The sequence below is a fragment of the Rhizobium bangladeshense genome, from assembly GCF_017357245.1.
GTDB classification, from domain to species: Bacteria; Pseudomonadota; Alphaproteobacteria; order Rhizobiales; family Rhizobiaceae; genus Rhizobium; species Rhizobium bangladeshense.
On sequence record NZ_CP071612.1, the window covers coordinates 2,975,975 to 2,990,731 of the forward strand.

Annotated in this window: 14 protein-coding genes; 8 read left to right on the forward strand and 6 right to left on the reverse strand. The window is 61.4% G+C overall.

Annotation, left to right across the window (positions count from 1 at the left end; genetic code table 11):
* Window positions 1-177 precede the first annotated feature (177 nt).
* From J2J98_RS14505 to J2J98_RS14520, 4 genes are read left to right on the forward strand one after another with little or no spacing between them, the layout of a single operon-like run.
* Window positions 178-1,128: an alpha/beta fold hydrolase gene (locus J2J98_RS14505; protein WP_207601424.1), complete on the forward strand. Its 951-nt coding sequence runs from the start codon at window positions 178-180 to the stop codon at window positions 1,126-1,128.
* Window positions 1,125-2,081 (forward strand): DMT family transporter, encoded by a 957-nt coding sequence (locus tag J2J98_RS14510; protein WP_207601425.1) that lies wholly within the window; start codon window positions 1,125-1,127, stop codon window positions 2,079-2,081. Before J2J98_RS14505 ends, J2J98_RS14510 begins: the two co-directional genes overlap by 4 nt.
* 17 nt (window positions 2,082-2,098) lie before the next feature.
* Window positions 2,099-3,301 carry a succinate--glutarate CoA-transferase gene (caiB, locus tag J2J98_RS14515; RefSeq protein ID WP_064705618.1) on the forward strand — a complete coding sequence of 401 codons (1,203 nt, stop codon included), beginning with the start codon at window positions 2,099-2,101 and terminating at the stop codon, window positions 3,299-3,301.
* 13 nt (window positions 3,302-3,314) lie between these two features.
* Window positions 3,315-4,973, forward strand: a complete 1,659-nt coding sequence (locus tag J2J98_RS14520) for a thiamine pyrophosphate-binding protein (RefSeq protein ID WP_207601426.1) — start codon at window positions 3,315-3,317, stop codon at window positions 4,971-4,973.
* Between the two features lie 40 nt (window positions 4,974-5,013).
* On the opposite strand, the gene J2J98_RS14525 is transcribed toward J2J98_RS14520, so the two are convergent.
* The 3 genes from J2J98_RS14525 to J2J98_RS14535 form a co-directional block, all read right to left on the reverse strand.
* Entirely contained in the window at window positions 5,014-5,358 is a 345-nt protein-coding gene (locus J2J98_RS14525; RefSeq protein ID WP_064705620.1) for a RidA family protein, read from the reverse strand.
* A 74-nt stretch (window positions 5,359-5,432) separates the two neighbouring features.
* Entirely contained in the window at window positions 5,433-5,771 is a 339-nt protein-coding gene (locus tag J2J98_RS14530; protein ID WP_064705621.1) for a protein tyrosine phosphatase family protein, read from the reverse strand.
* Between the two features lie 72 nt (window positions 5,772-5,843).
* Window positions 5,844-6,683 (reverse strand): DUF4432 family protein, encoded by an 840-nt coding sequence (locus tag J2J98_RS14535; protein ID WP_207601427.1) that lies wholly within the window; start codon window positions 6,681-6,683, stop codon window positions 5,844-5,846.
* A gap of 253 nt (window positions 6,684-6,936) precedes the next feature.
* On the opposite strand from J2J98_RS14535, the gene J2J98_RS14540 reads away from it, so the two are divergent.
* From J2J98_RS14540 to J2J98_RS14555, 4 genes are all read left to right on the forward strand, one after another.
* The gene (locus tag J2J98_RS14540) at window positions 6,937-8,334 is read left to right on the forward strand and encodes a L,D-transpeptidase (RefSeq protein ID WP_207601428.1); all 1,398 of its coding nucleotides are present in this window, start codon (window positions 6,937-6,939) and stop codon (window positions 8,332-8,334) included.
* Window positions 8,335-8,500: 166 nt separating this feature from the next.
* Window positions 8,501-9,469 carry an aliphatic sulfonate ABC transporter substrate-binding protein gene (locus J2J98_RS14545; protein ID WP_207601429.1) on the forward strand — a complete coding sequence of 323 codons (969 nt, stop codon included), beginning with the start codon at window positions 8,501-8,503 and terminating at the stop codon, window positions 9,467-9,469.
* 20 nt (window positions 9,470-9,489) lie between these two features.
* A complete protein-coding gene (locus J2J98_RS14550) occupies window positions 9,490-10,329 on the forward strand; it encodes an ABC transporter permease (protein WP_064705625.1) in 840 nt (279 codons plus the stop codon).
* Between the two features lies 1 nt (window position 10,330).
* A complete protein-coding gene (locus J2J98_RS14555; protein ID WP_138393126.1) occupies window positions 10,331-11,086 on the forward strand; it encodes an ABC transporter ATP-binding protein in 756 nt (251 codons plus the stop codon).
* A 57-nt stretch (window positions 11,087-11,143) separates the two neighbouring features.
* Here the strand turns inward: J2J98_RS14555 and J2J98_RS14560 are convergent, their stop codons facing one another.
* From J2J98_RS14560 to J2J98_RS14570, 3 genes are all read right to left on the reverse strand, one after another.
* Window positions 11,144-11,842, reverse strand: coding sequence for a ParA family protein (locus tag J2J98_RS14560; protein WP_207601430.1), 699 nt, complete (start codon window positions 11,840-11,842; stop codon window positions 11,144-11,146).
* Between the two features lie 230 nt (window positions 11,843-12,072).
* Window positions 12,073-13,227, reverse strand: a complete 1,155-nt coding sequence (locus J2J98_RS14565) for an iron-containing alcohol dehydrogenase (RefSeq protein ID WP_207601431.1) — start codon at window positions 13,225-13,227, stop codon at window positions 12,073-12,075.
* Window positions 13,224-14,609, reverse strand: coding sequence for an aldehyde dehydrogenase family protein (locus J2J98_RS14570; RefSeq protein WP_064711524.1), 1,386 nt, complete (start codon window positions 14,607-14,609; stop codon window positions 13,224-13,226). Before J2J98_RS14570 ends, J2J98_RS14565 begins: the two co-directional genes overlap by 4 nt.
* Window positions 14,610-14,757 lie beyond the last annotated feature (148 nt).

Consider the following 14,757-nt stretch of genomic DNA (forward strand, 5'->3'; position numbering starts at 1 on the left):
CAGAATTTATGTCAGCTGTATATTTCCGGAAAAGATGCGGTGGTTCATGGCACGTCATGTTCGAAGCCGCGCAAAGAACACTATCGCGCCTGGAGCTACTGCATAATTCCTTAAATCGATTCCGCTTTAAGGAATTATGCAGTAGCGATCTGCTCTGCTGCGGCAGGGAGGATCCGGATGTTTTCTGATACGCGAAGGCTCGCAATAGGGGAAGCGTCGCTGGCCTATCACCATGCCGAGGCCGCCGGTCCGGCACGCGGCATCCTGTTGATATCGCATGGCTTAGCGGAGCACTCGAAGCGGTACGGCCGCTTTGCCGAGGCGATGGCGGCGCGCGGCTATCACGTCTATGCCCATGATCACCGCGGCCACGGCGAGACGATGGCACCCGACGCGCCGATCGGACGCTTTGCCGGCCGGAATGGCGTCGAACGGGTGATCGGCGACGTCATTGCCATGCGCGCCCATGCGGCCTCGCGCCATCCCGGCCTGAAGGTGATCCTCTTCGGCCATTCGATGGGTGGCCTCATCGCGCTCAATGCCATCGTCACCGCTCCGGCCGACTTCGACGCCGTCGCCGTCTGGAATTCGAATTTCGCTGTCGGCCTTGCCGGCCGAGCTGCCCAGGCGATCCTGCTTGCCGAACGGATGCTGAAGGGGTCAGACGTACCGAGTGGCCTATTGCCGAAGCTCACCTTCGGAGCTTGGGGAAAATCGATCCCGGAAGGCCGCACGGCGTTCGACTGGCTGTCGCATCGCGCCGATGACGTCGACAAATATATCGCCGATCCGCTCTGCGGCTTCGACGCATCGGTCTCGCTCTGGCTCGACCTCTTCGAGCTGACCTTTCGCGCGCCGCAGAAACTCCATGTGGACCGGCTGCCGCGTGATATGCCGATCCATCTCGTCGGCGGCGCCGAAGATCCCGCGACGGAGCGTGGAAAAGCCGTGCTCTGGCTGTCAAACCATTTGAAAGCCAAGGGCTTCTCTCGGATCACCACCGTGATATATCAGGGCATGCGGCATGAAACGCTGAACGAAATTGGCGCCGACGCGGCGATCGCAGCCTTCGCGGACTGGTGCGACGCGGCACCCGCAATATTCCGAGCCAGAGAGAATCCATCATGAGCAGCCCCTCCGCCCGCACCGCTTCGTCTGCCTCCGAGGTGACGACGGGGCTCGTGCTGATGTTTCTGTCGGTGATGGTCTCGCCGCTCATTGATATCTTCTCCAAGCTCGCCGTCGTCACAGTCCCGTCCGCCGAGATCACCGCCGGCCGCTTCGTCGTGCAGGCGCTCTGCATGCTGCCGATCGTGCTATGGCGGCGCAGATTTAGGGACTTCTCGTGGCGCCAGAGCCTGTTCCACGCCATCCGCGGCTTCATCATCACAGTCTCGATGATCTCGTTCGTAACCACGCTGAAATACATGGCGGTCGCCGACGCGATCGCGATCTTCTTCATCGAGCCGATCATCGTGACGGTCCTCGGCGGCATTTTCCTCAAGGAGACGATCGGATGGCGGCGCTATACCGCCTGCGGCGTCGGCTTCTTCGGGGCGATGCTGATCATCCAGCCGAGCTTCGAGGAGGTCGGCTATGTCGCGCTCCTGCCCGTTGTCAGCGCGCTCTGCGTTGCGATCTTCGTGTTGATGACCCGCGTCCTCTCACACAGGGAGGACCCCTGGTCGATGCAGTTCCAGATGGGCATCTGGGGCTTGCTCTTCTGCGTCCTCCTGCTTTTTGTCGGCGAAGGAAGCGGCTCCGATCTCTTCGATCCCGTCATGCCTGCGGGCAGCGCGTGGTTCTACGTCGCTGGCGTAGGGGCCACGGCCGCCATAGCCGGGATCCTCGGCGTCTACGCCTATCGCGCTGCACCGGCGTCGACGCTGGCGCCGCTGCAATATTTCGAAATCGTCTCGGCAACGATCTTCGCCTGGCTGGTCTTCGGCGACTTTCCGGATGCAGTCAAATGGCTCGGCATCACGATCATCATGGTGTCGGGCTTGTACATCCTCTGGCGTGAGCGCCGCTTTGCTTCAAAGCCCGTATCCGATACATCTGAGGTGACGCTGGCGCCTTAGACATTGACGGGAGGAACATGATCGAGACCGCGACGAAACAGCCGCCGCTTGCCGGCATCCGGGTGATCGAGCTTGCCCGCGTGCTGGCCGGCCCCTGGGCGGGACAGATGCTCGCCGATCTCGGCGCCGACGTGATCAAGATCGAAAATCCCGACGGCGGCGATGATACGCGCCAATGGGGCCCGCCCTTCGTCGAAGCTGCCGACGGCGAAAATCTCTCGGCCGCCTATTACCACGCTGCCAACCGCGGCAAACGCTCCATCACCGCCGACCTCAAGAGCACTGAGGACCAGGATCTCGTTCGTCGCCTCATAGCCACCGCCGATGTGGTGATCGAGAATTTCAAGGTTGGCGGCCTCGTCAAATACGGGCTCGATTACGACAGCCTGCGCAAGCTGAACCCGAGGCTCGTCTATTGCTCGATCACCGGCTTCGGCCAGACCGGCCCCTATGCCGGTCTCGCTGGCTACGATTACATAGTCCAGGGCATGTCCGGCTTCATGTCGATAACAGGCGAGCCGGACGGCCAGCCGATGAAGGCGGGCGTGGCGATCGCCGACATCTTCACCGGCATCTATGCCGTCTCGGCGATCGAGGCCGCCCTGATCCACGCGTTGAAAACCGGCGAAGGCCAGCTTATCGACATGGCCCTGCTCGACGTGCAATCGGCCGTTCTCGCCAATCAGAACATGAATTACCTCATTTCCGGCGCCGCACCGACCCGCCTCGGCAACGCCCATCCCAACATCTCGCCCTATGAGGTCGTGCCGACGGCCGACGGTTATCTCATCCTTGCCGTCGGCAACGACGGTCAGTTCCGCCGCCTCTGCGCCATCCTCGGCCTGGAGACGATCGCGGACGACGAGCGTTTCTCCACCAACAAGGCCCGCGTTGCCAACCGCGGCGAAGTCCGCCGCCTGATCTCCGCCGAGACGCTGAAATTGCAGAAGGCGGATCTTCTGAAGGCCTGTGAGCAGAACGCGGTCCCATCCGGCGCCATCAACACGATCGAGGAAATGTTCGCCGACCCGCAGGTGAAGGCCCGCGATCTGCGCATCGACCTTACCGATGCCGCCGGCACGATCATTCCCGGGGTCAGGACGCCGGTTGTGCTGTCGGAAACACCGTTGCGCTACATCAGTCCGAGCCCGCGTCTTGGCGAGCACAGGGAGGAAATTCTGGCGGAACTCGCCGAGTTGGAGAGGAAGGCATCGTCATGAAGAAGGCATCATCATGAAAAAGACGGGCGGAGAATTGATTGTCGAGGCGCTGAAGGCGAATGGCGTCAAGCGCCTCTCCTGCGTGCCCGGCGAGAGTTTCCTCGCCGTTCTCGACGCCTTGCGCGACAGCGATATCGACGTCCTCGTCTGCCGGCAGGAAGGCGGGGCGGCGATGATGGCGGATTGCTGGGGCAGGCTGACGGGCGAGCCAGGCATCTGCATGGTGACCCGCGGACCTGGCGCCACCAACGCCTCCGCCGGTCTGCATATATCAAGGCAGGATTCGACCCCGATGATCCTTTTCATCGGCCAGGTGCAGCGAGAGGCGCGTGAACGCGAGGCCTTCCAGGAGGTCGAGTTCCGCCGCGCCTTCACCGAATTCGCCAAGTGGGTGGGCGAGATCGACGATGCCGCCCGCATTCCCGAGTTTATAACCCGCGCCTTTGCGGTCGCGACCTCCGGCCGTCCCGGCCCCGTGGTGCTGACGCTGCCGGAAGACATGCTGCGCGATGAGGTCGAGGCGCCCCGCGCCAGGCGTTATGCCAGCGTCGAGGCCCACCCGGGCCGCAGCCAGATCGATGATCTTTATGTAAGACTCTTGAAGGCCGAACGGCCGATGGTGATTCTCGGCGGCACACGCTGGGATGCCGATGCCGTCGCCGATTTTGCAATCTTCGCCGAACGTTTTCAGCTGCCGGTGGGCTGCTCCTTCCGCCGGCAGATGCTGTTCGATCATCTCCACCCCTGTTATGCAGGCGATGTCGGCATCGGCATCAATCCAGCGCTCGCCAAGGAGATCAAGGAGAGCGACCTGCTGATCCTGCTCGGCGGCCGCATGTCGGAAATGCCTTCCTCAGGTTATACGCTGCTCGACATCCCCTACCCCAGTCAGTCCCTCGTTCATATCCATCCGGATCCGTCGGAACTCGGCCGCGTCTATCGCGCCGATCTTGCCATCTGCGCGAGCCCCGCCGATTTTGTCGAAACACTCGTCGATCTCGAAGCCCCGGCCGAGCCACGGTGGGCGCAGCGGACCGCGCATATGCACCAGGCCTATCTCGCCTGGTCGAAGCCGCCGGCGACGGGTCCGGGCGCCGTCCATATGGGACCGATCATGGAGTGGCTGGAAGGCAATATCGGGCCGGAAACGATCTTCACCAATGGCGCCGGCAACTACGCCACCTGGCTGCACCGCTTCCACCGTTTCCGCCGCTTCAACACCCAGGCCGCGCCCACCTCCGGCTCGATGGGTTACGGGCTGCCGGCGGCGGTGGCCGCCAAGCGGCTCTTTCCCGAGCGTGAGGTCATCTGTTTTGCCGGCGACGGCTGCTTCCTGATGCACGGCCAGGAATTCGCCACCGCCATCCGTTACGACCTGCCGATCATCGCAATCGTCGTCAACAACGGCATGTACGGCACGATCCGCATGCACCAGGAGCGCGAATATCCCGGCCGCGTCAGCAGCACCGATCTGACCAATCCGGACTTCGCGGCCCTCGCCCGCGCCTATGGCGGCCACGGCGAGACGGTAGAAAACACGGAGGAATTTGCCCCCGCTTTCGAGCGCGCGCGTGCAAGCGGCAAGCCGGCGATCATCGAGGTGAAGCTCGACCCGGAAGCGATCACACCGACCAGAACGCTTTCGGAAATCGCGCAAACAAAAAGCCGGTAAGGTTGCCCCGCCGGCTTTGAGAGACAGGATTGAAGCAACCTTAGTCGAGCGCGGCCGTGACGATGAACTCGACCTTGTACTTCGGCGCAGCAAGCTTGGCTTCGCTGGTGGCGCGGGCCGGAGGATTGGCCGGATCGATCCAGGCTTCCCAGGCAGCGTTCATCTCGGCGAAATAAGCGATGTCGGAGAGATAGACGATCGTCTGCAGGATCTTCGACTTGCTGCTTCCGGCGGCCGCCAAGAGGCGGTCGACTTCGGCGAGCGCAGACTTGCACTGATCGGTGACGCTTTCACCCTCGCCGACCTGGCCCGCCAAATAAACCGTGTTGCCGTGAATGACGGCGCCGCTCATGCGTGCGCCGACGTCGATACGCTTAATGCTCATTATCGTCTCCTGAGTGAATAGTAGGGTGGCGGCGCTGCGGAGCAGCGCCCGAAAATCGGCGGCTGGTGCGACGCTCAACTGCGGATATGGTGGGTCTTCTGGTAAATCGCCGTCGAACGCGCGCCCGAGCGGCAATATCCGAGCATCGGCCGCGGGAACTCGTCGAGCGCGTCGACCATGCCCTGCACCGCCTCTTCGGTCACGCCCATCGGTCCAACCGGCACATGGGCGATATCGAGTCCGAGCTCTTTGGCACGCGCCTCGATGACGGAAAACGACGTTTGGTCGGGGCTTTCATGGTCGGGGCGGTGGCAGACGATCGATTTGAAGCCCAGCGCCTTGATCTCGTCGAGATCTTTAAGCGTGATCTGTCCCGAAACCGAATATTCATCGTCGATCTGGCGAATATCCATCGTCTTGTCTCCTCATAAGTCGTGGGCTGAAGGTCTACGACGGGAGGCTGGCGAGCGTCAACAACACTTCGCTTACACGAATGCGAAGGTGAGCGCATAGCTGCGGCTCTCGCCGGGCGCCAGCATGTTGAACTCGCCGGACGCCTCGAGTTCGTCGCGCAGGACCCATCGATGCGAGACGGGCTCGATGCCGATGACATGTGCCGGCGCATTCTGGTTTCGCCACACCTGCAGATAAGGCAGCGTATCGGCGCGGAAGCGGACGCGCAGCGTCCTGCCGCCGATTGCGGCGATGGGACCAAGCCGGACTTCCGCAAACCCCTCCTCCGTCGCGGGCGCCGGAACACAGAAGATGCCGCCCGGCTCTTCGCCGAAGGTCCAGGGAAAGCCGCCGTTCTCCAGCATATACCCTTCGAGTCGCGTGCCCTCGTCCAGCCATTTGCCGCCGATGTTGATATGATACATCAGGAAGGTCGGCACCGTCTCGTCGCTGGTGTTGACGACGCGGTCTTCGAGCCACACCTCGCCGGTCACGCCGTCGATCCGCCAGAGCCGCTCTATGCGCTGCGGAAGCCCCTCGATGGTTACGATGTCGACATCGGCGCGGCATTCGGCATTGCCATTCTCGAACTTCGTCCAGAGCACCTTCGCTGCGTGGCCGGAGGCCGATCCGTGCAGCGGATAGACCTTGCCGTCGCCCCGGCCGGCGATTGGCTGGCGATGGCGGATATGGTCCGGCCCGCAGGTGAAGAGAAACCCCTCAAGTGAGTGATCGATTCGCGGATCGCCATCGTCGGGAATGGCTCGTTTCGGCGCGATATCGACGCCTTCGACGATACATCCCCCGATATCCAGAACCGATGTTTCATCCAGCATCAGGCGCGGCCCGCTTGCAGCGGCAAATTCGATCATCTCGGGTCTCCTCGGGGTTATCGGCCGCCGTAGCGTTAGGTTTCACGCCGTCTTTCGTCAATCGGCGCCTTTCGCCTCTTGCGCTTTTGCCGCAACCGTGGATTTTGCGGAACTGACACAAGGACGCAAACGTTTATGAGTAAAAGGAAATCTTAGTGATTTTCATATTTTGTTCAGCACGCTTTCATAAATTCCACACTAGCGTCAAGATTCGCGGGTGTGTGTCTGCCCAGTACTGTTCGAGGTTTGAGACGTGAGTCGCTTTTTGAAATCGGCATTCTCGGTTGCCGCCGTCCTGGCACCCCTTGCGCTGGCAGCACCCGACGCAAGTGCGCAGCAATTCCGCGACCGCCGCCAGAGCGACATTGTGCTGGTCACGCCGAACGGTGAAATCCTCGATTATGTGCCCCGCGGCTTTGCCTATGCCCGCGACCGCAGCGGCAATCGCGTGCTGATCGACGCCTACGGCAATATCGTCGCCACCGAGATGCGCGCCCGCGGCTATTATTCGCAGCGCCCCAGTCCGCGCGAAGTCTATTCCGACCAGTACGGCAATGATCCCTACTATGCCGACGATCCGTATGGCGATACGCGTTATTCCGAGCGCGGCGCCGTTACCGGCGGCATTCCGCGCGACGCAGCGATCGAGCGCCTGCCGCTAGGCGAGCAGCCCTATCCGGACGACAACAGCATCGGCAACCCGCAATCGGGCGAAGATTACGCCTCAATCGATCCCGACCAGCAGATCCCGCCCGCCGACGCGCCGACGACCGCGCCCGAAGAACCCGTCATTACGCTCCAGGGTAAGTCCAAGCCCGAGATCGTCGCACTGCAGGTCTTCCTTGACCGCGCCGGCATCTCTCCTGGCGTCATCGACGGCCATATGGGTTCGAACGTCACCAAGGCGATCTATGCCTATGACCAAATGACCGGCTCCAAGCTCGATCCAAACAACACCGACGCCATTCTCGAAGAACTCCGCATGACAGGCGGCCTGCCCGTCGTAAGCTACACGATCACACCAGCCGATGCCGCGGGCCCCTTCGTCGCCCAGATCCCGGAAGATTATGCGCATAAGGCGATGCTGCCGTCGCTTGCCTATACCTCGACCACCGAAATGCTGGCCGAGCGCTTCCACATGGATGAGGCCTTTCTTAAGGAAATGAACCCGGGTGCCGATTTCAGCGTTCCCGGCACGGTGATCAAAGTGGTCAATCCCGGCGAACCAAAAACCGGCGAAGTTGCCCGCATCATCGCCGATAAGGGCCGCAAGCAGGTCTTCGCATATGACGGCGCCAGCAATCTGTTGGCCGCCTATCCGGCGTCGATCGGCTCCGCCGACACACCCTCCCCCTCAGGTACCGTGACAGTCGAGCGCGTCGCTCTCAATCCCGGTTATACCTACAATCCGAAGATCAATTTCCAGCAGGGCGCCAACGACAAGATCCTCAACATTCCCCCGGGTCCGAACGGCCCGGTCGGCACCGTCTGGATGGCGCTCTCCAAGCCCACTTACGGCATTCACGGCACACCCGATCCTTCCAAGATCGGCCGTACCCAGAGTCATGGCTGCATCCGCCTGACCAACTGGGATGCCACCGAGCTTGCCAAGATGGTTAAGCCCGGCGTGACGGTAGAATTCGTGGATTGACGAAGACGCGGGCGGACCGCCGCCGCCCGCCGTTTGACACAACAATCTAGCGTCGCCCACGGCGGCAGTTCAAATTTGCTTCTCCTTTCCCAAAGTTTGGAACCTGAAAGCACGCATAAAGCCATTAAATCGGTAGATTTTCCTTCATAACATTTGTGGAGGTCCGATGAAATCGCTTGTTCGTTTAGCTTTGAGCACTTTGGCAGGTTTAGTAGCGGTCGCAACGGCGCAGGCTGCCGATGTGTCGGAAATTCGGGTGGACTGGGCAACCTACAATCCGGTCAGCCTCATCCTGAAGGATGAAGGAATTCTGGAAAAGGAATTCGAAAAAGACGGGATCAAGGTAACGTGGGTGCAGTCAGCCGGCTCCAACAAGGCGCTGGAATTCCTGAATGCCGGCTCCCTCGACTTCGGTTCGACTGCGGGCGCAGCTGCCCTGATCGGCCGGATCAATGGCAACCCGATCAAATCGGTCTATGTCTATTCACGCCCGGAATGGACCGCTCTGGTCACACGCAGAGATACCAGTATTGCCAAGGTCGAGGACCTTAAAGGCAAGTCCATCGCCGTGACACGCGGCACCGATCCGCATATTTTCCTGGTCCGCGCTCTCGCCGAGGCGGGTCTGACCGAAAAGGATGTTTCGCTTGTTCTGCTGCAGCACGCGGACGGCCGCCTGGCGCTAAAGCGGGGCGATGTCGACGCATGGGCCGGCCTCGATCCGATCATGGCCTCCGCCGAGATCGAAGATGGCGACGTACTCTTTTATCGCAAGCCCGAGAACAACAGCTGGGGCGTGCTCAACGTGCGCGAGGAGTTTGCCGCCGCCCATCCCGATATCGTCAAACGCGTGCTTGCATCATACGAGAAGGCACGTGCCGAAGCCCTGAAAGATCCGGCCAAGCTCAAAGAAGCGCTCGTCACCGCCACCAAGTTGCCCAATACTGTGATCGACCGCCAGTTGGAGCGCACGGATCTCGGCTACTCCGTCATCGGCGATGCACAGCGGGAGACGATCGAGGCGGCAGGCCTCGCCTTGCAAAGGGCCGATGTCATCAAGGCGGATGTCGATGTTACCAAGACCGTATCGGCGCTGATTGACCCCAGCTACGCCTTTGCCGCCCTCGGGCAGTAACGCGATAGGAAACATGTTCCATGTCGTTGGTCGACATCGCGCTATCATGGCGCAATACGGAACCAGCAAGGGAGACCCGGCAGCGCCGAGTTTCGCCTTTCGATCATCCGATCGTCGGTATGCTCTTTCCAGTTACATTGTTTGCTGCCTGGGAGATCCTGGTCCGCACAGGTATAGTCGGAGGCCGTTTGATGCCGCCGCCTTCGAAGATTCTGTTTACCGTCTATACGCTCGCAGCATCGGGCGATCTCATAACGCATGTGGGCGCGACGCTGCGCAGAGTGGCGATTGGTTTTACCTTCGGCTCTTTGGCAGGAACAGCGCTCGGAGCGCTTACCGGATACTCCAGGCTGCTCGCACGCTTGCTCGATCCGACGCTGCAGGCCTTGAGAGCCATTCCCTCGATTGCCTGGGTGCCGCTGTTCATCCTGTGGTTCGGCATTTTTGAGGCCTCCAAAGTCGCCCTGATTGCCGTCGGCGTGTTCTTCCCAGTCTATCTCGGGGTCTACGGCGCCGTTGTCGGCGTCGACAGGCGCATCGTCGAAGTCGGCCGCGTCTTCCGCCTTTCAGGGCTGGAACTCATTCGTCTGATCCTGCTGCCAGCCGTCCTTCCGGACTTCGTCCTTGCGCTCCGCGCCGGCCTCGGCCTCGGGTGGATGTTCGTTGTGGCGGCGGAATTCATGGGAGCGTCGGAAGGCCTGGGTTATCTTCTGGTGGACGGCCAGCAGCTCGGAAAGCCGGATCAGATCCTCGCTGCTATCTTGATCTTTGCCATCGTCGGCAAAGCGACCGACAGCCTGCTTCTGATTGCGACCTCGCCGTTCCTGCGCTGGCGTGACAGCCATAGGAGCGGAATCTGACATGCTCGATATCAGCTCTCTGTCCAAGATCTATCCCAATGGAACGCATGCGCTGCAAGATTTTTCTCTCAGCATCGCAAGGGGGGAGCTGGTTGCGGTCATCGGCGGCTCGGGTTGCGGCAAGAGCACTCTCTTGAGGCTGTTGTCGGGCCTGGAAGCGCCCACACAAGGCGAAATCAGCCTGGAAGGACGGCGGCTGACGGAGCCGGACCCGCTCGTGAATATCGTCTTCCAGGAACCTCGCCTCTTTCCCTGGCTGACGGTTGCCGACAACATCGGTTTCGGCCTGCGCCATCTGCCAAGCAGCGAAAGTGACGAGCAGGTATCGGCTGCCCTGGAGAAGATCGGCCTTCGTGGTTACGAGAACCGCTGGATCAAAGAACTGTCCGGCGGGCAGGCTCAGCGTGTGGCCTTGGCGCGCGCGCTCGTGACAAAGCCCGCCGTGCTGTTGGCGGACGAACCCTTCTCCGCACTCGATGCGATGACGCGCCTCGAACTCCAGGATCATCTGCTCGACCTCTGGCGCGCAAATGCCACGACAATGCTGCTGGTCACGCACGACATCGAAGAGGCGGCTTTTCTGGCGGACCGTGTGGTGGTGATGCGTCCCTGGCCGGGACGCATTCAAGAGGTGGTCGATGTAGGGCTGCCGCGGCGGCGCAATCGCATGTCGGGTGAACTCGCCGCAGTCAAAAGGCGTCTGTCGGGCCTTCTGGCTCATTCTCTCAACGATAGCGGCGGCACGGCCATCGGCTGAAAAGCGAAAATGCGCCGCGGACGGACCGGACGCATTTCCCTAGAATGCGGAAAATTGTCAGGCCGCGGTCGCCATGTGGGTCGACGCCGAAAGCCTGACCGGCAGCTTGCGCATGATCTCCTCGGCAAAACAGGTGGCGTTCTCGCGCGCCTTGTCGAGATTGCTGACACGCGTGGGGTCCATGGTCTGCAGCGTGCCGCCACAGTCGAAGATGTCGCGGAAGGCCGAGCGTTCGATGATCGCCGTATCCAGCACCGGCACATGCCGTTCGCTCAGGAGCGATTTGACGAGCTGCAGCGCCCGGGTCGTCACCATTGAGTTGACGCGGGTCAGCACCACCGAATGACCGATCCTGATGCCGGCCTTCTCGTCCAGATACTGCAGAAGTTCGAGCACCTGCGCGCCGCCGCGTGCATCCATCGCACAGCCTTGGATCGGGATCAGCACGTGGTCGGAGAGGCCGACGGCGGTGGCGAGCAGAGGATTTCGCGCGCCCGGCAGGTCGACAATGAAATAGTCGGTATTATGCTTGTTCTCGCTGATATGCTGCGGCAGCGAGGCGGTGGTGACGAAATCGATCACAGAGATATTGGGCACATGACCAGAGATCTCGTGCCAGTGCGTAATCCAGTGTTGCGGATCGGCGTCAAGAATGGTGACGCGATAGCCCTTGCGGGCAAGCTCAGTCGCGAGCAGGAGAACAGCGGTCGTCTTGCCGGCGCCGCCCTTGGTATTTGCGAATGTAATCACTGGCATGTTCGGTCCTCGGGAGGAAAATGGCACGAGCCGGCATCGCTCTTTTGCGCACTGTCAGAGCATCATGCGGTTAAGCTATCCTTTACAATCATGGTTAACAAATTCCGAACGCGCCCGCCCAAATTGCAGCCTGTACTTTTCATATTCCGAAAATTGGGGACGCCGAAAAAGAAGAAAAAGCCCGGAAAGCCGAGCTTTCCGGGCCAATCCGCAGGTTCGCTCTCAAGGCCTCAGAAACAATCCCTGAAAAGCGCCTTGGTATTTTCGAGCGTCATCGCGACAGGATTGCCGCCGGCGCTCGGATCTTCGATCGCCATGGCCGACAATTCGTCGATACGGTCGGGGGCGATTCCCATCGCCGTCAGCGTCTCCGGCACTCCGAGATCGGAACGGAGCTTCAGCACATAGTCATAGAAGCCGTCGAAACCGCCCGAAATGCCGAGATAGGCCGCCGCGCGGCTGATCTTCTCCTCGATTGCCGCACGGTTGAAACGCAGCACCGCCGGCATGACAACCGCGTTGGTCATGCCGTGATGGGTGTTATAGACGGCGCCGATTGGATGGGACAAGGCGTGGATTGCGCCGAGCCCCTTCTGGAAGGCGACCGCGCCCATGGCAGCAGCAGACATCATGTTGGCGCGAGCTTCGAGATCGGTGCCTTCCCGATAGGCGCGCGGCAGGAATTCCTTGACGAGCCGCATGCCTTCGAGCGCGATGCCGGCTGACATCGGATGATAGAAGGGCGAGGAATAGGCTTCCAGGCAATGCGCGAAAGCGTCCATGCCGGTGCCGGCGGTAATGATCTTCGGCATCCCGACCGTCAGTTCCGGATCGGAGATGACGACGCCCGGCAGGAACTTCGGGTGGAAGATGATCTTCTTCACATGCGTTTCGGAATTGGTAATGACGCTGGCGCGCCCGACTTCCGAACCGGTGCCGGCCGTCGTCGGTACGGCGACGATCGGCGCGATGCCCTCGACGCTGGCGCGCGTCCACCAGTCGCCGATATCCTCGAAATCCCAGACCGGCCGCGATTGGCCAACCATGAAGGCGACGCACTTGCCGAGATCGAGGCCGGAGCCGCCGCCGAAGGCGACGACGCCGTCATGGCCGCCGTCCTTGAAGGCCTTGACGCCGGCCTCGAGGTTCTTCTCATTCGGGTTCGGATCGACGTCAGCGAAGATCGCCCGGCCAAGACCGGCATCTTCGAGGATATCGAGCGCGTTCTTGGTGATCGCCATCGCGGCGAGGCCGCGGTCGGTGACAAGCAGCGGCTTCTTCATGCCGAGGCTCTTGCAGGCGTCGGCCAGTTCCTTGATCCGGCCCCGGCCGAGCTTGACCGATGTCGGGTAGCTCCAGTTTGCGGTGATGTTGCTGCTGCTCATGCTGTCACTTTCTTCAGGTGGAAGGATTTCGGACGCGTCAGATTCTGGAAGCCGATGATCGACAGCGAGCCGCCGCGGCCGGTCTCCTTGACGCCGGTCCAGCAGAGCGCCGGATCGAGATAGTCCGCTCGGTTCATGAAAACGGTGCCGGTTTCGATGTCGCGGCCGAGACGCGCAGCCCGCTCGACATCCTTGGTCCAGAGCGAGGCCGTCAGCCCGTACTGGCTGTCGTTCATCAAAGCGAGAGCCTCCTCGTCGCTCTTCACCTTCATGATGCCGACTGCCGGACCGAAGGTCTCTTCACGCATGAAGGCCATGGAATGATCGACATCGACGAGGACCTGCGGTGCGAGATAGGCGCCGCCATCGTCCTGAGGGAAAAGCTTGGGATCGACAAGCGCCTTGGCGCCCTTGGAAACCGCATCGGCGATCTGCTCGCGCACCACCTTGGCGAAACGCTTGTTCGCCATCGGCCCAAGCGACGTCTCGGGATCGAGCGGATTGCCAAGCTTGTAGTTCGACACCCAGGCAACCGATTTCTCGACGAAGGCGTCGTAGAGCGATTCATGCACGTAGACGCGCTCGATGCCGCAGCAGCACTGGCCGGAATTATAGGTGGCGCCATCCATCAGCGTGTCGACGGCCGCATCGAGATCGGCGTCTTCCATGACGTAACCCGGATCCTTGCCGCCGAGCTCGAGGCCGAGGCCGGTGAAGGTGCCGGCGGCGGCCCGCTCCATCGAGCGACCGCCTTCGACCGATCCGGTGAAATTGACGAAGTTGAAGCTGCCGGCAGCAATTAGTGCCGACGTCGTTTCATGATCGAGAAAGACGTTCTGGAATACGTCGTCCGGAACACCCGCCTCGACGAAGGCCTGTACCAGCCGTTCGCCGACGAGCAAGGTCTGCGAGGCGTGTTTCAGAACGACCGTATTGCCGGCCATCAGCGCCGGCGCGATCGTATTGATCGCCGTCATATAGGGATAGTTCCACGGCGCGACAACGAAGACGACGCCATGCGCTTCGCGCTCGATGCGGCGTTCGAAACGGTCGCTTTCTTCGACGACCAGCGGGGCGAGCGCGTCAGCCGCGATCGAGGCGACATAGTTGGAGCGCTCGTTGAAGCCCCTGTATTCGCCGCCGTACTTCACCGGCCGCCCCATCTGCCAGGCAAGCTCCGGCACGACGACGTCCGACATCTCGTTCAGCCGCGCAACTCCTTTCAGCACGAGCTGAACGCGCTCTTCAAGCGGCCGCCTCGCCCAGGCCTTCTGCGCCTTGCGGGCGCGCGCCACCACATCCTTGGCGGCATCGAGCGAAAGCGCCGGACGCTCCGCGTAAACCGATCCGTCGACCGGTGAAATGCATTGGATCATTGCCATGATCGATTTCCTGTCCTCGTATCATTTCAAAATTGGTGGGCGACAGCCCCTCATCCGCCTGCCGGCACCTTCTCCCCGCAAACGGGGCGAAGGGGATATGCCGCAACCTTTCGGTCCCCCCGCAACGTCTCGCATGGCAAGTCCCCTC

Bases quoted from the DNA above. Each gene is read 5' to 3' on its own strand.
- J2J98_RS14505 (WP_207601424.1), top strand. From the start codon at position 178: ATGTTTTCTGATACGCGAAGGCTCGCAATAGGGGAAGCGTCGCTGGCC.
- J2J98_RS14510 (WP_207601425.1), top strand. From the start codon at position 1,125: ATGAGCAGCCCCTCCGCCCGCACCGCTTCGTCTGCCTCCGAGGTGACG.
- caiB (WP_064705618.1), top strand. From the start codon at position 2,099: ATGATCGAGACCGCGACGAAACAGCCGCCGCTTGCCGGCATCCGGGTG.
- J2J98_RS14520 (WP_207601426.1), top strand. From the start codon at position 3,315: ATGAAAAAGACGGGCGGAGAATTGATTGTCGAGGCGCTGAAGGCGAAT.
- J2J98_RS14525 (WP_064705620.1), bottom strand. From the start codon at position 5,358: ATGAGCATTAAGCGTATCGACGTCGGCGCACGCATGAGCGGCGCCGTC.
- J2J98_RS14530 (WP_064705621.1), bottom strand. From the start codon at position 5,771: ATGGATATTCGCCAGATCGACGATGAATATTCGGTTTCGGGACAGATC.
- J2J98_RS14535 (WP_207601427.1), bottom strand. From the start codon at position 6,683: ATGATCGAATTTGCCGCTGCAAGCGGGCCGCGCCTGATGCTGGATGAA.
- J2J98_RS14545 (WP_207601429.1), top strand. From the start codon at position 8,501: ATGAAATCGCTTGTTCGTTTAGCTTTGAGCACTTTGGCAGGTTTAGTA.
- J2J98_RS14550 (WP_064705625.1), top strand. From the start codon at position 9,490: ATGTCGTTGGTCGACATCGCGCTATCATGGCGCAATACGGAACCAGCA.
- J2J98_RS14555 (WP_138393126.1), top strand. From the start codon at position 10,331: ATGCTCGATATCAGCTCTCTGTCCAAGATCTATCCCAATGGAACGCAT.
- J2J98_RS14560 (WP_207601430.1), bottom strand. From the start codon at position 11,842: ATGCCAGTGATTACATTCGCAAATACCAAGGGCGGCGCCGGCAAGACG.
- J2J98_RS14565 (WP_207601431.1), bottom strand. From the start codon at position 13,227: ATGAGCAGCAGCAACATCACCGCAAACTGGAGCTACCCGACATCGGTC.
- J2J98_RS14570 (WP_064711524.1), bottom strand. From the start codon at position 14,609: ATGGCAATGATCCAATGCATTTCACCGGTCGACGGATCGGTTTACGCG.